We start from the raw sequence: 20,573 nt of genomic DNA, 5'->3' as shown, positions 1-20,573 counted from the left end.
GCGCGGGTCAGGAGCGGCCCGCCAGGTACTCCGTCACACCCGGCGCCTGGTGCGCGTCCTCCAGGCCCACCAGGCCGCCGACCGCCTTCGCGTCCGGCTTGAGGACGTAGGTCGACAGGGCGGCGGGCCGGGACACGTCGGAGAAGTTCTGCGGGGAGCCGAGTCCGGTGTCGACGCTCTTCTGCCCGCGGTGCGCCTTCACCACGTCCTCCCGGGCGAGGCTGCCGGCCGCACAGGCCTTCTTCAGGTCGGCGCCCAGCAGTTGGGCGGCGTTGTACCCGGACAGCACCCCGGAGTCCACCGGGGAGGCCGGGTACTTCTTCCCGTACGCCGTCACCATCTTCTGCACGCCGGGCAGGTCCGCGCTGACGGCGGGCGCCGCGCTGACCACGCTCAGCATGCCCAGCAGGGCGGGAGCCGCGGGCGTCTTTAGCAGCTGCGGCGCGTAGCCGGGGGCGCTGCTGACGACGGGCACCTTCAGCCCGCGGGAGGCCGCGACGCCGACCAGCGACGCCGTCTGGGCCGGGCCCGCGCTGATCAGGACGGCCTTCACGCCCGCCTTGCTCAACGCCGACACCTGGGCGGTCAGGTCGGTGTCCGTCGCCTTGATCTTCTGCGGGACGATCTTCAGGCCGGCCTTCTCGGCCGCCCAGGTCGAGCCCTCCAGGGCGTTGGCGCCGTAGTCGCCCTCGAAGTAGACGTGTCCGACGGAGTCGCCCTTGGCGAGGCCCTTGGTGCGGGTGAGGAAGTCGACGGCCGTGATCATGTCGATGTCGTAGGTGGTGCCCATGACCTGGACGGAGTCCTTGCCGAGCAGCGAGGCGGCCCAGGCCTGCGGGAAGGTGAGCAGGTGGTCGTTCTCGATGTCGTCGAGCAGGGCCGCGACCACCGGGGACCCGATGACCTGCGGCAGCGCGACCACGTCCGGGGAGAGGTCGGCGTACGCGGTGACGGCCTTCTGCACGTCGTAGCCGTGGTCCTTGACGACGATCTCGACCTTGCGGTCGCAGATGCCGCCGGCGGCGTTGGTCTCGTCGGCCCACATCTGCTGGGCCTGCACGATGCTCTTGCCGAGGGTGGCGTAGGGGCCGGTCAGGTCGGTGAGGGCGCCGAGTCTGATGGTCTTCTCGGTCACTCCGGGGCCGGACTTGACACCGTCGGCGCTGTCGGAGCCGCTGTCGCCGTCCGCCTTGGAGCTGCAGCCGGTGGCCGCGACGAGCAGGGCCGCGAGGGCGGCGGCGAGAAGGGTTCCGGGGAGGCGGTGGGTGTGGTGCGTGCGGTTCACGGGGTGGGCTCCTTGGTTCGGACGGCGGAGGCGGAGGGACGGGTGGCGGGCGCCGCGGCCGGGGAGGCGGGGCGCAGACGGGTGCGCAGGCGGCGGGTGACGCCGCTCAGTCCGTCGGGGGCGTACAGCAGGACCAGGACGATCGCCGCGCCGTAGAGGTAGCGGGCGGCCTCGGTCGGGCCCACTCCGCCGTCGGCGGTGCCGGGGGCGGTCACCAGCGGCAGCTGGTCGGCGTAACGGGTCATCAGCAGGGGCAGCGCGGTGACGAAGACGGCGCCCGCGGCGGCCCCGGCCACCGAGCCGAGCCCGCCGATCACGATCATCGCCAGGTAGTCGACCGAGAGCGCCAGGCCGAAGTAGTCGGGGACGACCCGGCGGAAGGCCAGCGCCAGCAGCACCCCCGCGAGGCCCGCGTACATCGACGACACCACGAAGGCCGCCGAGCGGTGGCGGGCGACGTCGACGCCCATCACCGCGGCCGCGGTCTCGCTGTCGCGCAGGGCCGCGAGGGCCCGCCCCGGACGTCCGCGCAGCAGGCCGCGCGCGGTCCACCAGGTGACGGCCAGGAGAGCGAGGCCGAGGAACCACAGCCGTTCCTCGGCGCCGAACGGCACACCGAGGACGACGAGTCCGGGGTCGTCGTCGGTGAAGGAGAACCCGCCGATGCTCAGCGGCGGCACGGAGCGGCCGTTGAACCCGCCGGTGACGGTGTCGGCGGTGAGCAGCACGTGGTGGCCCAGGAAGACCAGGGCGAGCGTGGCGACGCCCAGGTAGATGCCGCGCACCCGCCCGGCGACGGGACTGAACAGTCCGCCCGCCGCCCCGGCGAGCAGCACCGCGAGGACCGCGGCGAGCGCGCTCGGGAGTCCGGGGCCGGGTTCCCCGGCCAGCCAGGTGTAGCCGTAGGCGCCCACCGCGAGGAAGAAGGCGTGGCCCAGGGAGAGCTGGCCGGCGGTGCCGGTGAGCAGGCCGAGGCCGACGGCGCCGATGGCGGCGGCCATCGAGAACAGGCCGATGCGCAGCCAGAAGGCGTCCAGGTAGAAGGGCGGCGCGCACAGCAGGAGCGCTGCCAGGAGCACGACGGCGCCCTTGGGGATCCGCTCAGACACGAGCCGCTCCCTTCGCGCCGAAGAGTCCGGTGGGCCGCACCAGCAGGACGGCGACCATGACGGCGTACGGGGCGACGTCGCCGAACCCCTCGCCCAGCACGTGCAGTTCGGACTGGTAGCCGGCCGCCAGGGCCTCGGTGAGGCCGATCAGCAGGCTGCCGGCCAGGGCGCCCGGCGGCGAGGTCAGGCCGCCGAGGATCGCCGCGGGGAAGGCCTTGAGGGCGATCTGACCGGTGGCCCGTTCCAGCCCGGGGGCGGGGAACGCGGCGAGGAACACGGCGGCCAGGGCGGCCAGCGCGCCCGCCAGGCACCAGGCGAGCATCCGCACCCGGCTCAGCCGTATGCCCATCAGGGCGGCGGCCTCGGTGTCCTCCGCCGCGGCCCGCAGGGAGAGTCCCCAGGAGGTGAAGCGGAAGAGGGCGAAGACGGCGCCGATGGCGATGGCGGAGACGGCGATCGCCGCGAGCCGGCTGTCCGCGACGGTCACCGAGCCCAGGCGGGTGACGGAATCGCCCCACGGGTCGCCGAGGGTCAGCAGGTCGCCGCCGATGCGCCGGGAGAGGTCGGTGAGCAGCACGATGTCGACACCGATGGTGACGATGGTCTGCACATGGGCGGCCTTCGGATCGGGGTCTCCGCGCTGCAGCAGCAGCCGGTCGAGGGCCCCGGCGAGCGCGGCGGTCGCGAGGACGGCCACCGCGAGGGCGCCGGCGAAACCGAGGTCGTCGTGGAGGACGGCGACGAGGTAGCCGCCGAACAGCAGCAGCGATCCGTGGGCGAAGTTGAGCACCCCCGACGCCTTGAAGATGACGACGAAGCCGAGCGCGACCAGGGCGTAGACCGCGCCGAGTGCGAGCCCGGTGAGGATGCTGTCGAGGAAGGCGGTCATGCGGGGTCCCCTTCGGAGTCGGTTTCCTCTTCGAGGGCGGTGTCCTGCGCGGGGGTGTCGTCCCCGGGCGTGCCGAGGTAGGCGCGCAGCACTTCGGGATGGCGGCGGACCTCGTCGGGGCTGCCGTGGGCGATGCAGCGGCCGAAATCGAGCACCGTGACCTCGTCGGCCAGCCGCATCACGAGGCCCATGTCGTGCTCCACCAGCAGCACGGACAGGCCGAGTTCCGCGCGGACGGTGTGGATCACCTCGACCGTCCGGGAGCGTTCGGCGCCGTTCATGCCGGCGACGGGCTCGTCGAGCAGCAGGACGCGCGGTTCGAGACACAGCGCCCGGGCGAGCTCCACGCGCTTGCGGTCGCCGTACGACAGCAGGGCGACGGGCGTGTCGAAGCGGCCCGCCAGTCCGGTGAGTTCGGCGATCTCCCGGGCCCGGCCGAGGTGGGCGCGCTGTTCGCGCACCGCCCGGGGCAGGCGCAGGGCGGTGGCGGCGAAGCCCGAGCGGGAGAGGACGTGCCGGCCGAGCATGAGGTTGTCGGCGACGGTGCCCTCGGTGGTGACGATGTTCTGGAAGGTGCGGGCCACGCCGAGGGCGGCGATCCGGTGCGGCGCGAGACCGGTGAGGCTCTCGTCGCCGAGCCGGACCTCTCCGGACACCGGGCGGTACAGCCCCGACAGGACGTTGAAGCAGGTGGACTTCCCTGCGCCGTTGGGGCCGATCAGGGCGTGCACCGACCCCGGGGCCACGGTGAACGACACCGTGTCCAGGGCGGTCAGCCCGGCGAAGCGCACCGTCACGTCCCGGACCCGGAGTTCGGGGGGCGCCGCCGCGAGGCGGCCGGGGGCGGTGGCGGTGGTGGGGCGCAGGCTCACGCGGCCCCCTGGTCGCCGGCGTCGTCACCGAGGTACAGGCGCCGTACGGCGTCCGTGCTCGCGAGGTCGTCGGCCGGGCCGGACAGCCGGACCTCGCCCACTTCCAGGACGTAGGCGTGGTCGGCGAGGGACAGCGCCATGCCCGCGTTCTGTTCGACCAGCAGGACGGCCGTGCCCTGGGCGTTGATCTCACGGATCACCTCGGCGATCCGGAACACCATGCGCGGGGCCAGGCCGAGGGACGGCTCGTCGAGCAGGAGCAGCCGCGGCGCGGCCATCAGCGCCCGGCCGATGGCCAGCATCTGCTGCTCTCCCCCGGACAGCAGACCGGCCGCCTGGCGACCACGCTCGGCGAGCACCGGGAACAGCGTGTACACGCGGTCGCGGGCCTCCCGGACCTGCTCGGGCGCCCGTCGGCCGAGGCCGAGGCCGCCGGTGCGGAGGTTCTCCTCCACGGTCAGGCCGGCGAAGACCCGGCGGCCCTCCGGGACCTGGACGACGCCGGCCCGCACCGCCGCCACCGGGTCACGTCCGTCCAGGACCGTGTCGCCGTAGCGGAGGAGGCCGGCCGTGACGGTGCCGCGGTGCAGGCGCAGGGTGCCCGACACCGCCCGCAGCAGCGTGGACTTGCCGGCGCCGTTGGCGCCCAGCAGCGCCACGACCGCGCCGTGCGGGACGGTCAGGGACACGGAGCGCAGGGCTGACAAGGCCCGCCCGTACGTCACGTCGAGACCCTCGACGTGCAGCGCGGGCTGCTCCTGCGGGGGTACTCCGGGCATCGCGGCTCCTCGGGTCCGTGCCGGCGGGCACGGAGTTTCGGGGGAAGGGGAGCTCACGACAACACGACGGAGGAGGAGTGGTACAGGCACGGACCCGGGGTCGCTGCGCCACCCCAACGGGAGGTCGGCGGGGTTGTGCGGGTGCCCAGGCCGACGACCCGCGCACAGCCGCGCGACCGTGACCCGGGTGGCCAGAGGGCATGCCGGGGCTCAGGGGAGAGGAGGGACGCGGTCGTCCCGGGGCGCGGGGGCGGTGGGCGCCGGGACGGACGCACCCCGGTCGTTCCGGCGACGGTCCGGGACCGTCCGGGGACGCGGAACGCAGACATCTGCGGCAGGGCGGGGCCTCGGGGTGAGGCGAGGGCGCCCGGGGGCCAGGGGTCCCGGCGGGTGGGCGAGGGCAGGTGTTCAGGTGCGCCGGCCGAGGACGCCCCCGTGGCCGGGGGTCCGGGGCGGCACGGAAGTGCCGGCGTGTCGCCGACACGCCCGGGGAACCGGCCCGCCGTCCGCTGTCGGCCGGCGGCCCGTGCCGACCGCGCGGGCAGCACCGGCGGCGCGGGCGACGCGGACCCGGAGGGCGCGGGCGACGCGGACCCGAAGGGCGCGGGCGACGCGGACCCGAAGGGCGCGGGCGGCGCGGACCCGGAGGGCGCGGGCGGCGCGGACCATGCGAAAGGCACGGGCAGCGCGGGCAGCGCGGACCCGAAGGGCGCGGGCAGCGCGGGGAGCACGGACCCGAAGCTCGACACGGACGACGCAGACGCGCGGACGGCGCGGACGGCGCGGACGGCGGGGCGGGGCCAGGGGCCCCGCGGTCAGCGGGGGCGCCCAGGGCCCGCGGGCCGCGGGCCGCACCCGCCGGCCGCCGCCGACGGGGACGGCGTCACTTCGCGCGTCGTGCCGTGCTCGTGCGGCCGTCGGGCCACAGGCGTGGCTTCCTCTTCGCCGCGATGTCCTCGATCCAGCCGGTCGCGAGGATCATCGCTCCGATGAGCGGCCAGACCAGCACGAACATCCACAGCATGTACGTGGAGTCGAGGGCGTCCGTGAAGCTCGGGTTCCCCATGAAGGGGAGGCCGTACGCCAGGTCGATGATCGGGACGGTGGCCATGATCAGCAGGTTGTGCCACAGGTAGATCGTGACGGCACGGTTGTTGGAGAGCGTGATCAGCCTGTCCCAGCGGGCCAGTCCGCGAGGGAGTTCCTGCCACGAGGGCGAGTACTGGAGCAGGATCACCACGAACCCGAAGGACCAGGCGGCCTGGGCCAGCGGGATGTCGTTGAGGTCCCAGCCGTCCGGACCCAGGTGACCCGAGGCCCACCACAGGCCGAAGGCCATCACGAGGACCGAGCCGGAGACCGCCGCGTAGCGGGGTATCCGCGCGAGCAGCCCCTCCTGGTGGGCGAAGCCCAGCACCCAGCAGCTTCCGTAGACGGCGAAGTCGGAGACCGCGTTGCCGGTCTCGCCGGGTATGGAGACCAGGCCCGTGCCCACCACCGACGTCAGGGCCAGCGGCGCGAACAGCGTGACCCAGGGCGCTCGGCGGAACGCCCACAGCAGCAGCGGGGAGGCGAGCACGAACCACAGGTACGCCCGCAGGTACCAGAGCACACCCGCCGCCTGGACCGCCCAGGTGTTCTCCAGCAGGCCGGACTTGGAGCCGATGTCCCAGGGGAACGGCGGCGCGCCGAGCGGGACGACGTAGTTGAGCAGTTCGACGACGCCCAGGGTGCCCCCGTGGTCGGGGTCGTCCATCGGCTTCCAGCCGCCCGCGAACATCAGCGTCAGGACGACCGCCCCGAACAGCCACAGCGGCGGCAGCAGTCGCCGGACGCGGTCCCGGATGACACCGAGGGGCGGACGCTTGAGCGAACGCGCCATCAGCGAGCCGGCCAGGGCGAACATGACGCCCATGGAGGGGAAGAGCACGGTGAGCCAGGCCCAGCCGAACAGGTGGTAGACGACCACACGGACCAGTGCGATCGTGCGCAGCAGGTCGAGGTAGCGGTCGCGTCCCGGCTTCCTCGGGGCGGTCGTGCCCGCTCCGGCCGTGGCGGGTGGTTCCGGGAGGGCGCGCGCGCCGCGCTGCAGGGGGACGCCGAAGGCCGGCGTCCGCTCGGCACCCGCGTTCGTCCCGGTCGGGTAACCCTGGGTCATGCGACGGGCCTCCGGTCGTCGTTGCTGCCGGCGTGCTGACGCGGCGCGGGGCCGCCGGGCGCCTCGACGGCACCGGTGCGGCGCAGCTTCTGCCAGCGCAGCCGGCCGCCGGTGAGCGCGGTGATCCAGGACTGGAGCAGCACGACGTACATGAGCTGGCGGTAGAGGATCTGCTGGAGCGGCAGCGAGATCAGGTGGGTCATGCGTTCGCGGTCGAGCCGGAAGGCGTAGGCCGCGCACACCGCCTGGACGGCGAGGACGCCCAGCCAGGCCACGACCGTCTTCTGGGTGGGGCCGAAGACCACGCCGTAGAGAAGGAAGACGTCGATGAGCGGGGCCAGCAGCGGGGCCACGACCATGAACAGCGAGACGAACGGCAGACCCACGCGGCCGAAGCGGCCGGACGGGCCGCGTTCGACGACCGCCCGGCGGTGCTTCCAGATCGCCTGCATGGTGCCGTAGGACCAGCGGTAGCGCTGGGACCACAGCTGCTGCACGGACTCCGGGGCCTCGGTCCAGGCGCGAGCCTTCTCCGCGTACACGACCTTCCAGTTGTCGCGGTGCATGGCCATGGTGATGTCGGTGTCCTCGGCGAGCGTGTCGTCGCTCATGCCGCCCACCCGCTCCAGGGCCGAGCGGCGGAACGCGCCGACCGCGCCGGGGATGGTGGGCATGCAGCCCAGCACGTCGTACATCCGGCGGTCGAGGTTGAAGCCCATCACGTACTCGATGTGCTGCCAGGCGCCGATGAGCGAGTCGCGGTTGCCGACCTTGGCGTTGCCCGCCACGGCGCCGACCTTCGGGTCGCCGAAGGGCTGCACCAGTTCGCGGACGGTGGACGGCTCGAAGACCGTGTCGCCGTCCATCATCACGATGAGGTCGTGACGGGCGTTGGCGATGCCCCGGTTGAGGGCGGCGGGCTTGCCCGCGTTGAGCTGGCGGACGACCCGGACGTTCGGCAGGCCCATGGCCTCCACGATCAGGGCGGTGCCGTCGGAGGAACCGTCGTCGATGACGAGCACCTCGATGGGGTGCTCACTCGCCATCAGCGAGCGGACGGTGTTCTCGATGCACTTGGCCTCGTTGTACGCCGGTACCAGCACCGACACCGGTTCGGTGACCGTCGGGCCCCAGCGGAATCCGGGCCGGCGCACCCTGCGGGCGTGCAGGGCGGACAGCAGCAGCATGAGCGCGAACCGGCTGATGACGAGGACGCCGATCACCGCGAGGCCGACCACCAAAACGCCGGTGACGTTCTCGGCGGCCCCGACGAGGAAGATCCACGCCTTGCCCTTCCACAGGTCGAGGCCGGTGACAGGGGTGTGGGCGCTGGGCGCGCCGAGGGCCTCGGTGAGGTTCTGGAACCGGTAGCCGCGGGAGGTCAGCTCGGGCAGGAAGCGGTCCAGCGCCTGGACGGTCTGGTGGCGGTCGCCGCCGGAGTCGTGCATCAGGACGATCGCGCCCTCGCCGCCCTCGGGCGTGGCGCGCCTGATGATCTCCTCGACGCCGGGCTTCTTCCAGTCCTCGCTGTCGGTGTTGTTGACGACGGTGAGGTAGCCGAGCGAGCCGATGTACTCGGTGACCGGCCAGGACTTGTCGTCCATCGCGTCGGCGAAGGACGAGTACGGCGGGCGGAACAGCGAGGTGCGGATGCCCGCCGCGCCGGCCAGCGCGAGCTGGTTCTGGGACAGCTCCCAGGAGATACGTTTCTTCGACTGGAAGGACAGGTCGGGGTGGTTGAAGGTGTGCAGGCCCACCTCATGCCCCTCGTCCACCATCCGCTGGACCAGCTCGGGATAGCGGGAGGCCATGGTGCCGGTGACGAAGAAGACGGCGTGCGCGTGGTGCTTCTTCAGCACGTCCAGGACCTTCGGCGTCCAGACCGGGTCGGGTCCGTCGTCGAAGGTGAGGACCAGCCGGTGGTCGGGCACCTCACGGCTGGTGCTGCGGCCGTTCCGGCTGTCGATGACCGGGCCGCCGTCCAGGATCTCGTCGGGCACCTTGTCGGCGGCCGCCTCGGGCTGGATGCGGTGGTCGGCGAGGATCTCGCTGTGTACGTAACCGCGCACCATCAACATCGCCATCATGGCGACGAGGACGAGGCTGGGCAGCATCAGGCGCATCGGTACACGGCGGCGCCGGGCGGCGCTGTCACGGGTCGCGACTGCGGCCCGACGACGGCGGGCGGGGAATGCCATCGGAAGGTGTGCTCCAGAACGACAGGAGGGGACGAGTGAGCGGGGAGCGAGAGGGGGGAGCGAGAGGGGGGAGCGAGGGGGGGAGGCGCGTCAGCCGAGGGAGGACGCGGAGTTCGCCTCGCCGACGATCTCGCCGGTCCCTCCGGTGTCCTCGACGGTGCTAGGCGAGGGGCTGCCGCCGGCGGTGGGCTCGCTCGCCTCGGGTGAGGGGGCGGCGGACTCCGACGCGGCGGGGCTGGCGACGGGGGCCGTGACGGCGGGGTTCACGGGAGTGGTCCCGGTGGACGCCGCGGGAGAGGCGGACGCCTCGGCCCCACCGGCGCTCGCGGTGGCGCCGGGCCCTTCGGTGGCGCCGCCCGTCGACGAGGCCGTGGGGGCGGTGTCCGACGATTCCGCGCCCGGAGCGGCGCCGTCCGAGCCGGAGGGGCTCTCCGAGACCGCCGGCACGGACGAGGTCTCGACCTTTCCGGCGGGCGTGTCGTCGTTCTGGCCCGGCAGGGGCAGCCAGGGCGCGCTGGAGTTGCCGGAGACGAGGGTGGCGACGATGACGAGGGCGTACACGGCGCAGGAGACGCCGACGGCCACGCCGAGCCGGCGCAACCGGCGGCTGCGGCGGCCCGACTCGTCGACGAAGACCGGGGTGCCGGGGGCGCCCTGGGACCCGAACGGGCTGCGGGAGGCGCCTGCCGCGGCCGCCGGGTCGATGCCCGCGAGCTGCACCGTCAGTTCGTCCGCGTCGTGGAGGGGCTCGGCCGGGGCGGCGTCGGTGAAACCGGGGTACACCGCGGTGCCCTCGGACAGGGGGGCCATCGCCTCGGTGCGCGCGGCACCGGGATCCTCCGCGGCCCAGAAGCTCCCGGCTCGCAGCGTGCCGGCCTGAAGGCCGGTCCTGCGCCCGGCGAACGTGTCGCCGTCGGACCCGGATGCATCGCCCGACCTTTCAGGTTGGGCGTCATCCAGCCAATGTTCCACTTACCCAACCCCCACGGGACTGCTGCAGGGATGCGCAGACGATGCCAGGCACACGTCGATCGGACCAAGCCCCCACCTGGTCCGAGCGCCCCCCAAATTGTTGATGCTTGGACAGTGACTATAACTCACCTAGTGAAAGCGTGAAATTTGTGTCAGAAGTGTGAAGATGATGGTCCGCCAAGCGTGACCGAAAATGATCCTCGCACATACATGCGCCCCGAATGCATCTCATCTCACAAGGCGGACGACTTTCCCAGGCGGCGCCATAGGTGACTGTTCGGTAACTCCGAACAAAAGCCGCTTGTTGCTCCAGAACGACCTGCCGTCGGCGTTCAGCGGGTGCGCAGGCCCCGTGCCGTCAGGGCGAGGCTGATCTCCACCAGGTCGGCCGGCCGCGACAGGGAACGGCCCGTCAGCTGCTCGTAGCGGCGCAGCCGGTTCAGGACGGTGTTGCGGTGGCAGTACAGCCGCTCCCCCGCCCGCTGGGCCGAGCCGTCACAGGCCAGCCAGGTCGCCAGGGTGTCGAGCAGCACGGCCTCGTCGGCGGGTTCCAGACCGCTCAGCGGGCCGAGCACCCGCTCGACCAGGGCCGTGCCCAGGTCGGGCGCGGAGACCACCAGCGCGGCCGGGAGATGTTCGGTGAGACGGACCGTGCCACCGGCCCGCGGGCACATGTCCAGCGCGATGTCCGCGAGGCGGCGGGCGTCCCCGACCGCGGCCAGTCCCGACACCGCGGTGCCGACCCCGACCCGCGCGCTCCCGGCGGCCGACGGGACGGCAGCGGAGAGGGCGGCGGAGGAGGGGGCGGCGGACGCCGGAAGCGCGGCCGACGGGAGAGGGGACGGCAGGGGCGGCGGGACGGCGTCAGGACCTCCGCTCCCGCCCTCGCTCTCACCCTCCCCCAGCAGGACGATGCCGTAGTCCACCTCCACCCCGGTGTGCCAGTACACGCGCCTGCCCCGGCCGTGCGCGGCTCGCGCCCCGGCGCCGTCGGAAGGACACCCGGCCGTCACCGCCACGACGACGTACCGGCCCTCTTCGGGCAGGTCCAGCGCCTGGGCGGTCTCCGGCAGGTCCGCGATCCGGCTGGCGCCGTCGAGCAGGGCGCCGGCCAGCACCCGCAGACGGTTCTCCCGCCGCCACGCGAGCTGCCGTTCGACCTGCCGGTAGGCGTCCGCGACGAGGGAGCAGTGCTCGTCGACGAAGTTCCACACGTCGGTGGCGATGTGCACGAGCAGCCGCACGTCCTCGGGAGCCGTGCGGCAGGTCTCCTCGATGAGCCCCTGCCACACCAGGGAGCCGCCCAGCCGGAACGCGTGCAGCAGGGCGTCCAGCGGGAGGCCCTGTTCGGCGCGGGTCGCGCCGATCTTCCACGAGCAACGGCGGGCCGCGTCCCGGCTGCCGCGCGGGTCGATCAGCGAGGACACGCTGTGCCGCAGCGAGCGGTGCACCTCCTGCCAGGTGGCGGCGGGATCGCTCGTCACGGCCGCGCGGTAGGCGGGCTCCTGCTCCTGGAGCGCGGCCACCAGCCGGTCGGTGAGGTCGGGCAGGTCCGCCAGGAGCACCCGGGCGGCACGGTGCAGGACCCGCAGCGCGTCGGCGTCGATCAGTGACCGGACGTGCTGCGGATGCGGCCGGGGGCCGGGGGCGGCCGGCGCGCCGGCCGCGGGGCGGAACACGGTCCGTGACCTTAGGGCCTGATGCATCGCGGTCCTCCCCCGGGGCAGTGTCCGGCCGTCCGACTCGTCCTGCCACGAAGGATGGCATACCGTCCGGTCGGTCCCTAGGGGTGTGCACGATTGTTTTCGCTCCGATCAACCCTCCTTTCCGGCCTTCTCGACCATGCGCACCAGTTCGACGCGGGACCGCACGCCCAGCGCCGCGAAGACCTTGCGCAGGTGGTAGTCGACGGTGCGGGTGCTGACCGAGAGGGTCAGCGCCACCTCCCGGTTGGTGGCTCCCTCGGCGACGCACCGGGCGATCCGCAACTGCTGCGGGGTCAGTCCGTCCAGCCCCGGCCCGAACCCCGTCGCCCTCGCTCCGCCGCCCGGCGCCACGCCGCCCGCCCGCAGTTCGGCGCGGGCCTGGTCGGCCCAGGGGCGCGCTCCGCAGCGTTCGAACCCGACCAGGGCGGCGCCGAGGCGGTCCCGGGCCTCGCTCAGCCGGCGGCGCCTGCGCAGCCACTTGCCGTGGAGCAGCTCGGTGCGGGCCCGTTCGAAGTCGCCGCCGGCCGCGTCGTGCAGGTCGAGCGCGAGGCGGTACAGGGCGTCGGGCCGGTCGGCCGGGGCCAGCAGCGCGCGGCAGCGCGTCAGTTGGGCGGGTGCCTGCGGGTCGGCGCCGAATCCGGCCCACCGGGCGAACTCCTCGACGACTCCGGCGACGCCCTCGTCGGCCCGTCCGGTCGAGGCGGCGGCCTCCACGAAGCAGGGCACGGCGAGCATCCACACCGCGAAGTGCCCCCTGCGGGGCCCCGGGCGCACCAGCGGACCGAGCCGGTCCGCGGCCTCCCGGGGGCGCCCGCGGGCGAGGTCGGCGCGGGCCACCGCCCACTCCGCGAGCGTCGCGGCCTGGACGAGGCCGTGCCGCCGGGCGGTGGCCAGCGCGATGTCCGCGTGGGCGGCGACCTCCTCCGGAGCGCCCTCGATGCACGCGGCGAGGGCGAGTACGGCGTGGTGGTGGGCGGCCGTGTTGCGCTGCCCCGTGCGGTGCGCGGCCCGCAGGCCCTCCTCCGCGTGGGTCCGGGCCAGCGCGTGCCGTCCGGCGCGCAGTTCGGCGTAGGCGAGGTACTCCCGGGCCCGCGCGAGGGCCGCGGCGGTCCCGGGGGTACGGGCGGCGGCCAGGGCGCGCGCCCCGGCGCGGCGGGCGGCCGCGAGATCGCCCAGCAGCAGGGCGGCGGCCGCCGCGCGCAACGCCGTGTCCGGCTCGTCGGCGCCGGCCCCGCCCGCCCCGCCGCCCGCGGCCTCCGCGTCCGCCACCAGCCGCCGCAACGGCCCCGCCGCCTGCGTGAACTGCCCTTCGAGCAGGGCCCGGAGCCCGGTGCGATAGCCACGCGACACGGCACCGCCGCCCGCACGCGCCGGCACTCCCCCGTACGCCGACCCGCCCGGCGCCGCCCCAAGGTCCCGGTCGCCGGGCCGCGGATCGGTGTCCGGTGCGCCGTCCGCACGCCCCGGCGTCCGGTCCCCGAACGGTCCCGCACCGGGCCGGACCTCGGGATCCGGAGCTCCGCCGGGCACGTGCGGACGCCCCGGGGCGGCATCCGCACGCCCCGGCCGGCCCGCCGAAGCGTCACCGGAGCGCCGGAGGCCGGACTGCGGGCCGGTACCCGGGGAGCGGTCCCCGCCGTCACCCGGCAGGTCCTGGCGGACCGGGTGTTCGGCCGGAGACCCCGACCGGGCTGCGGACACATCGCCGGACGGCCGGAGACCGGACTGCGGGCCGGTACCCGGGGAGCGGTCCCCGTCATCACCCCGCCGGTCCTGGCGGACCGGGCTCCCGGCCGGAGACACCGGGCGGGCCGGTGGGATCCGGCGGGGCGGGCCGGTGCCGGAGGCCGGGGAGTCGTCCTCGGCGCTCAGCAGGTGGAGGCAGCCCTGGGCGTCGCCCGCCGCCCAGGCGGCGTCCACCGCGGACAGGAGGGCCGCCTGGGCGTGCCGCGGGGACGACGAGGTCAGCAGGCGGGCCGCCAGGAGCAGCGAGGCCCGGGCCTCGTCGACCGGGCCGTCGTACAGAACCGTGGTGCCGCGTACCAGTGCGACGCGGCCGCGCAGCGGCGTGGGCGGCGCGCTGTCCCGGGCCCTGTCGAGCAGCCGCAGGGCGCGGTGCGTGCGTCCGCCCAGCAGGGCCTGCTCGGCCGCGGCCGTGTACCACTCCGCGCGCCGTGTGCCGTCCTCGGCCAGTGCGGCGGCGTGGGCGTACGCCGCGCACCGCAGACTCCGGGGACGCGCCCGGTCACCGGCCGCCACGGCCAGTTCGGTCGCCGTCCCGGGCCGGGGCACGGTGACGGACCGGGCCCGGTGCAGCAGGGCGGGCAGTCCCCCGCCGCCCGCCTCCTCCAGCGCCCGGGCCAGCGCGCGGTGCGCGTCGCGGCGGCGTTCGGGCCGTGCTCCGGCGTACACCGCGCGGCGCAGCAGATCGCTGTGGAACCCGACCTCGCCTTCGGCCGGGACGAGCACCCCGGGCAGCGGATCGGCGGACGGGGCGGACTCCGTGCCGGGACGCGTCCCGCGCAGGTGCTCCGCTCCGCGCCGGGCGAGCGCCAGCCCGATCCGGGCGTCCTCCGTGTCGTCCGCGTCCCGTACCGCCGCCGCGACCGTCAGCAGCAGGTCCTCCTGCGCGGGCGTGAACCCCGTCAGGTGGCCGCCGACCAGGCCGGTCAGGAGCTCGGCGTCGGCCGGCGGGCCGGGCAGCCTCCGGTGACCGCGGATCTGGGCGGGCGACAGCCGCCGGACCATGGCCAGCAGCAGGGCGGGGCTGCCCTCTCCCGCGTCCACCAGGTCGTCGCGCACGGCCCGGTCCAGGGCCCCGCCCGTCGCCTCGTCCAGGAGCGCCGCCGCCTCCGCCGGGGAGAGCGGGTCGACGCGGACCACCGGCAGCGCGGCGAACTCCCGGTCGACCGGGCGGTGTCCGGACACGCTCAGCAGCACGCTCACCCGGCCGCTCCCGCGCAGCTGCTCGGCGGCGCGGCCCACCGCGGCCCTGGTGGGCGCGTCCCACAGATGCGCGTCGTCGACGCACACCAGCATCGGCCCGCCCGCGGAGGCGGCCCGCAAGGCGTCGAGGAGCTGCGCCCCGGGCTGTCCGGTGGCGGACCACGGGCCCACCGGTGCGCCGAGGGCGCGCAGCAGCGCGCGCAGACCCCCGAGGGGTACGGCCGACGTCACGCGGTCGGCCCGGACACCGACCACGGACGCGGCCGGGCACGAGCGGGCGGCGCGGGCCAGGAACGCCGTGCGGCCGCAACCGGGTTCACCGGTCACGACCCGCGCACCGCCGCCGACGGCGGTCGTCTGTCCGGTCATTCCCGTGACGTTACGTACAGGTAACGAGCGGTGGAAGCCGTGCGACAGTGCCGGCGACGGCTCCGGCACGGGCCGTTCGGGGCCCGTCACCAGTGGGTTCGTCGGCGACGGCCGTGACACACCTTGTGCCGGGTCCCAACGGCCGCCGCCGCTCCGCGTGCACGGGCACAGCGGCGACGGCGGCGGCGACAGCGGTCCGGTTCTCCTCATCCCGTCTCAGGACGTGTGCGGGCAGTTGCCCCGGTACTCGTCGATCGTCGGGCTCGGCTGCGGCAGCGGGCACAGGAACTGCTCGTAGCGCGTGTCGTTGTCGATGAAGCGCTTGAGCCACGAGATGCCGTACTTCGCGATCGTCGTGTTCGACGAGTTCGGGGTGAAGTGGGTGGCGTTGTTCAGTTCCAGGTACGCGCGGTCCAGCGAGGACGGCAGGCTGGTGTAGAACGGCTCGGCGTGGGAGGCGACGGGCGCGACCGTGTCGCCGTCGGAGCCGACGATCAGCGTGGGTGTGGTGACCTCGGGCCAGGTCTTGTCGAGGTTCCACGGCGTCAGCGGGATCGCGGCCTGGAGCGAGGGCCGCGCCTTGGCGGCCTCCAGGGTTCCGCCGCCGCCCATCGAGTGGCCCATGACGCCGAGCCGGCTGCTGTCGACGCGGCTCCGGACGGAGCTGACCTGCGTGAGGTGGTCCAGGGCGGCGAGCAGCTGACGGCCGCGGGAGTCGGGCTGGTCCAGTGTGGTGAGGGTGTCGATGGTGAAGACGACGAAGCCCTGGGACGCCAGCCGCGGGCCCAGCCAGGCGATGGAGGACTGGGTGGCGGTGTAGCCGGGCGAGACGGCGATCGCGCCGAAGGTGCCGTCGCTGGTGCTGGTCGGGTAGTAGATCGTGCCGCCGCCGAACCCGGTCACGACGAGCGAGGAGACGGTCGTCTGGGAGACCGCGTACGGGCCGCGCGCCGCCTCGATGCTCGCGGTGGTCGGCGCGGGGCCGCGTTCGTAGGGGTTGTCCGCCGCCTGCGCGCCGGGGCCGCTGAGCGTGGTGAGGCCGACGACGGCGGCGACCGCCGTCGCGAGCCGGGCGAGCTGTCCGGACCTGCGGTGGGGGGAGCCGGTGGAGGCGCGGTGGGCCGCACCGGTGCGCGTGTGATCCTGCACGAGGAGTCGTCCTCTCGGTCGGGCGGGCCGCGAGGGCTCCGCCACTGGTCGGGCGGTGCCACTGTCGGGTCGGGACCGGCGCGAGGGGATCGGCGATGTCACCGGTCTCGCGGATTTCCGCCGCAGGAGAGCGGGCGGCGGCGCCCGGGTCATGGCCGGGGCGCCGCCCCGGGCCCGGGTCATGGCCGGGGCTCCGCGCCGGACGACTGCCGTCGGCGGGGAGCACAGGGGGTGCGTCGCGGGGACGAGGGCGGGAGCATCGGACGATGGACGAGGAGGAGCCGGGCCCCCGGGAGGCCGTCGCGACCCTGCGGTCCCTGCTGGCCTTCGAGGACGGCAACGCGGTACGGCTGCTGTGCGCGCCCGCCGTGCCCGGCACCGTGGTCCGGCGGATCGCCGTCGGCCTGGACGACCTCGCCGGTCCCGGCGACAGCGGAGACCCCGAGGGTGCCCTCGACGACCCCGGCCGCCTCGGCATCCCGGACGGGGGGCCGGGTCGGGAGCGTCCGCCGGGCGCGGGCGTGCTGCTCCTGGCCGTGGGCGCCGCCCCGGACGCGGCCACCGTGCGCGAGGCCGCTCGACGCGGTGCCTGCGCGGTGGTGCTGGCAGACATGGGCGAGGAGACCACCGACCGGCACGCCGTCGGTCGGCGCGCCTCCGGCCCGGAATCCGCACGTCCGCACACCCCGGCACCGGAGGTCGACCCGCGAGTCACCGCCCCGCACACCACCGACCCGCAGGTCACCGGGCCTCTGGAGGCAGCCCGGGAGGCCGGCGTCGCCCTCCTCGTCCGGGCCGAGGGCATCGGCTGGGGGGAGGCGGCCGCGCTGCTGCGGTCGGCGCTCTCCTACGTCCGCGTCGGGCGGTCCGACGATGCCGGGACGCTCGGGGGCCCGGAGACGGCGCCCTCCCTCGCGGTCCTGGCGGCGCGGGTCGCGGCGCAGGTGAAGGGGTCGATCACCATCGAGGACACGCGGTTGCGGGTCCTGGCCCACTCGGCGACCGGTCCCGGCGCCGACCCGCTGCGCCGGACCGTCATCCTCGGCGGCCGGGTGCCCGACTGGCGGGTCGCCGAGCTGCGGCGCAGCGGTCTGCTGCGCGCCCTGTGGACCTCCGAGGACGTCATCCACCGGCCCGCCGACGGCGACAGCCCGGAGCGGCTGGTCGTCGCCGTGCGCAGCGGGCGGGAGGTCCTCGGCTCCCTCTGGGCCGCCGCGGACGGCGCCGCGCTGGCCCCGGACGCCGCCCGCCATCTGCGGACGGCCGCGGGGCTCGCCGCTCCGCTGCTGGTGCGCGAGCGGCTGAGCGAGAGCGGTACGGCCCACCGCCGGGAGGCCGCGCTGCGCGGTCTGCTGCACGGGCTCGGGGACCGGCGCACGCACGCCTGGTCGCTCGGGCTGTCCCCGGACGCGCCGTGCGCGGTGGTGGTGGCCGAGCGGCGGCCGGGCGCGCGGGCCGACGACCGGGCCCTGGACGTCCTCGCCCTGGAGATCTCCGCGCACCGTCCCGGCGCCGGGGTCCTGCGGGACGGCGACCGGCTCGCGCTGTTCCTCCCCGGGGACACCGCCGCGGCGGAACACGCGGGGGCGGTGCTCGGCGTCGTCCGCGAACTGGACGCCGTCGTCTCGTCGTTGCCGGGTGCTCCGGCGGTGTGGCTGGGTGTCGGCCCGGTCGTCACCCCGGAGCGGACGGACGTGTCGTTCGGGCGGGCCGGGCTCGTCGTGCGGGCGCTGCGGGAGCGCGAGGCCAGGGCTTCTGCCGCGGGACGGCCCCGGCCGCCGCGGTACGCCGACGCGGCCGGTGCGGGCGCGGCACTGGAGGTGCTGCGGATCCTGGACGCGGCGCGTCCGGTGTGGGAGTCCGGCGGCGGGCCGGTCCACGACCTGATCCGGACGGACCTGGCGGCCGGCGGCGAGCTGGTGCGGACGCTGGCGGCCTATGTGGACGCCGGGGGCGACGTTCCCGAGGCGGCCCGCCGGCTGGTCGTGCACGCCAACACGCTCCGCTACCGGCTGGGCCGGATCCGCGAGCGGTACGGCGTGGATCCCGACGACCCCGACACCCGGCTGCTGCTGACCGTGGCGACCCGGCTGCTCCCGCCCGAAGGGCGGCCCTGACCGCCCGCGTGCCGGGGCCCGGGTCACCGGATGCCGGGCATCGCGTTGCCGATGGCCCGGGCGTCCTCGCGCCCGGCGTCCGGTTGTCCGAGGACACAAAGGTTCCGCCTGTCCTTGGACCGGCCCCCGAAGACGTCGGGGCCGTGCGGGAGGAGGCTGGAAGGGTCACCCGACGGCGGTGACGCCCTTCCTCGCCCGAAGGAGACGAGCGCGTGCTGCTCCCCATCGAGAACCAGCGGACCGACGAACCGACCGAGCGGGGGAGCCGCGGCGCGACCCACCAGCAGACCCACCAGCCGGCCGACGGTTCTCCCGTCGCCCTCGCCGTCCTGCGGGCCGTCGCCGACGGGCTGCTCGGCGAGGACCGGCCGCTGGCCGGGTTCGTCGACGTGCGGGGTGTGCAGGACAGCGTCGCCGGGCTGCACGAGGCGTTCGCGCGGGTACCGGACGTCCTGCACACCTTCGCCGCCAAGGCCTGTTCGCTGGTGCCCGTGCTGCGGCTGCTCGCCGACGCGGGCATGGGCTGCGAGGTGGCGAGCCCCGGTGAGCTGCGGCTGGCGCTGGACGCGGGGTTCGCCCCGGCCCGCATCGTGCTGGACTCGCCGGCCAAGACCCGCCGGGAGATCCGCGAGGCCCTCGCCCTGGGCGTCGCGCTGAACGCGGACAACCTCGACGAGCTGGACCGGATCGACGACCTGCGCCCCGACGACTGCGCCTCGGTGCTCGGCGTGCGGGTCAACCCGCAGGTCGGGGGCGGTTCGATCGGCGCGATGAGCACGGCGACCGCGCACTCCAAGTTCGGGGTGGCCCTGCGTGACCCGGGGGCCCGCGCCCGCGTCGTCGAGGCCTTCGCGCGGCGGCCGTGGCTGACCCGGCTGCACGCGCACGTGGGCTCGCAGGGCTGCCCCCTGCCGCTGATCGCGGAGGGCCTGGCGCAGACGCACCGGCTCGCCGAGGAGATCAACGCCCATGTCGGCCGCCGCCAGGTGACCAGCCTCGATCTGGGCGGCGGGCTGCCGGTGAACTTCGCCGACGACACCGTCACCCCCACCTACACGGAGTACGTGGCCGCGCTGACCGCCGCCGAGCCGGCGCTGCTGGACGGCCGCTACCAGGTGGTCACCGAGTTCGGCCGCTCCCTGATCGCGAAGAACGGCTTCACGGCGGCCCTCGTCGAGTACGTCAAGGACGCCGGTGGACGCCGGGTCGCGCTCACCCACGCCGGCGGGCAGGTCGCCACCCGCACCGTGTTCATGCCGGAGGCCTGGCCGCTGCGGGTGTCCGCGTACGGCCCGGACGGCACGCCCAAGCGGACACCCCTCGTGCGGCAGGACGTCGCCGGGCCGCTCTGCTTCGCCGGCGACGTCGTGGCGCACGACCGGCCGCTGCCCGCCCTCTCCGAGGGGGACCTGGTGGTGCTGCACGACACGGGCGGGTACTACTTCTCGTCGCACTGGTCGTACAACAGCCTGCCGAGGCCCGCGGTGTACGGCTACCGGCTCGAAGGCGGCGAGGTCGCGTTCGCCACGATCCGGTCCGCGCAGACGGTGCGGGAGATCTCCGCGGAGAGCGGTCTGGCCCAGGCGGACGCCCTGGTGACGGGCTTCGCGGCGCCGTCCGGGGGCTGATCCGTGCCCGGCAGGCATCAGCGGCCCGATTCTGAGCACCCGGCATGGCGTCGCCTGCGGAGGAGAGAACCGTGCTCTGGGTCGCCGTGCTGCTGCTGCCGCTGCTGTCCGTGCTGATGGCGGTCATGGACCGCGTCGAGGAACGCCTGCTCGCGCCGGCCGAGGCCAAGCGGCGCCATGCCGGGCGCAGGCGGCATCTCCGCCTGATCCGCGGCGGCTCCACGGCCACCCCGGTGGCGGAGGGCTCCCGCCGCACCCACGCCCGCGCCGCCTGACGGCCCGAGGCGCCGTCCGGGGTGTCCCGGGCGAGGACGGTGTGCGAGGCTCGCGGTCGGAGTCGGCGCCCCGGCGGGGACGCCGCCCGTCACGTCGGTCGGCATCAGGGAGAGTCAGCGG

The 20,573-nt window shown here is 75.0% G+C and carries 14 protein-coding genes; 3 read left to right on the top strand and 11 right to left on the bottom strand.

Translation table 11 applies throughout. The features are described 5' to 3' along the window. Positions 1-7 precede the first annotated feature (7 nt). From J2X68_RS12760 to J2X68_RS12710, 11 genes are all read right to left on the bottom strand, one after another. Positions 8-1,285, bottom strand: coding sequence for an ABC transporter substrate-binding protein (locus J2X68_RS12760; protein ID WP_310432603.1), 1,278 nt, complete (start codon positions 1,283-1,285; stop codon positions 8-10). After that, the gene (locus J2X68_RS12755) at positions 1,282-2,394 is read right to left on the bottom strand and encodes a branched-chain amino acid ABC transporter permease (protein WP_310432602.1); all 1,113 of its coding nucleotides are present in this window, start codon (positions 2,392-2,394) and stop codon (positions 1,282-1,284) included. Before J2X68_RS12755 ends, J2X68_RS12760 begins: the two co-directional genes overlap by 4 nt. Then, entirely contained in the window at positions 2,387-3,283 is an 897-nt protein-coding gene (locus tag J2X68_RS12750) for a branched-chain amino acid ABC transporter permease (RefSeq protein WP_310432601.1), read from the bottom strand. The genes J2X68_RS12755 and J2X68_RS12750 overlap by 8 nt, the downstream gene beginning before the upstream one ends. Beyond that, positions 3,280-4,155, bottom strand: a complete 876-nt coding sequence (locus tag J2X68_RS12745) for an ABC transporter ATP-binding protein (RefSeq protein WP_310432600.1) — start codon at positions 4,153-4,155, stop codon at positions 3,280-3,282. Before J2X68_RS12745 ends, J2X68_RS12750 begins: the two co-directional genes overlap by 4 nt. Then, a complete protein-coding gene (locus J2X68_RS12740) occupies positions 4,152-4,934 on the bottom strand; it encodes an ABC transporter ATP-binding protein (protein ID WP_310432599.1) in 783 nt (260 codons plus the stop codon). The genes J2X68_RS12745 and J2X68_RS12740 overlap by 4 nt, the downstream gene beginning before the upstream one ends. A gap of 883 nt (positions 4,935-5,817) precedes the next feature. Continuing rightward, a complete protein-coding gene (locus J2X68_RS12735; RefSeq protein ID WP_310432598.1) occupies positions 5,818-7,092 on the bottom strand; it encodes an acyltransferase in 1,275 nt (424 codons plus the stop codon). Further along, positions 7,089-9,290, bottom strand: coding sequence for a glycosyltransferase (locus tag J2X68_RS12730; RefSeq protein ID WP_310432597.1), 2,202 nt, complete (start codon positions 9,288-9,290; stop codon positions 7,089-7,091). Before J2X68_RS12730 ends, J2X68_RS12735 begins: the two co-directional genes overlap by 4 nt. A gap of 90 nt (positions 9,291-9,380) precedes the next feature. After that, positions 9,381-10,100: a hypothetical protein gene (locus J2X68_RS12725; RefSeq protein ID WP_310432596.1), complete on the bottom strand. Its 720-nt coding sequence runs from the start codon at positions 10,098-10,100 to the stop codon at positions 9,381-9,383. 494 nt (positions 10,101-10,594) lie between these two features. Next, positions 10,595-11,968 carry a helix-turn-helix domain-containing protein gene (locus tag J2X68_RS12720; protein WP_310432595.1) on the bottom strand — a complete coding sequence of 458 codons (1,374 nt, stop codon included), beginning with the start codon at positions 11,966-11,968 and terminating at the stop codon, positions 10,595-10,597. A gap of 108 nt (positions 11,969-12,076) precedes the next feature. After that, positions 12,077-15,283, bottom strand: coding sequence for a LuxR C-terminal-related transcriptional regulator (locus tag J2X68_RS12715; protein WP_310432594.1), 3,207 nt, complete (start codon positions 15,281-15,283; stop codon positions 12,077-12,079). Between the two features lie 216 nt (positions 15,284-15,499). After that, the gene (locus J2X68_RS12710) at positions 15,500-16,432 is read right to left on the bottom strand and encodes an alpha/beta hydrolase (protein WP_310432593.1); all 933 of its coding nucleotides are present in this window, start codon (positions 16,430-16,432) and stop codon (positions 15,500-15,502) included. A 266-nt stretch (positions 16,433-16,698) separates the two neighbouring features. On the opposite strand from J2X68_RS12710, the gene J2X68_RS12705 reads away from it, so the two are divergent. The 3 genes from J2X68_RS12705 to J2X68_RS12695 all read left to right on the top strand — a co-directional run bounded on the left by J2X68_RS12705 (position 16,699) and on the right by J2X68_RS12695 (position 20,452). After that, positions 16,699-18,549 (top strand): helix-turn-helix domain-containing protein, encoded by a 1,851-nt coding sequence (locus tag J2X68_RS12705; RefSeq protein WP_310432592.1) that lies wholly within the window; start codon positions 16,699-16,701, stop codon positions 18,547-18,549. 329 nt (positions 18,550-18,878) lie between these two features. Beyond that, positions 18,879-20,177, top strand: coding sequence for a diaminopimelate decarboxylase (locus tag J2X68_RS12700; protein ID WP_399039892.1), 1,299 nt, complete (start codon positions 18,879-18,881; stop codon positions 20,175-20,177). A 71-nt stretch (positions 20,178-20,248) separates the two neighbouring features. Next, the gene (locus tag J2X68_RS12695) at positions 20,249-20,452 is read left to right on the top strand and encodes a hypothetical protein (protein ID WP_310432590.1); all 204 of its coding nucleotides are present in this window, start codon (positions 20,249-20,251) and stop codon (positions 20,450-20,452) included. Positions 20,453-20,573 lie beyond the last annotated feature (121 nt).

Origin of the sequence: Streptomyces sp. 3330, from assembly GCF_031456635.1 — a bacterium.
Taxonomy (GTDB): domain Bacteria; phylum Actinomycetota; class Actinomycetes; order Streptomycetales; family Streptomycetaceae; genus Streptomyces.
This window is presented reverse-complemented; position numbering and strand designations above follow the sequence as displayed.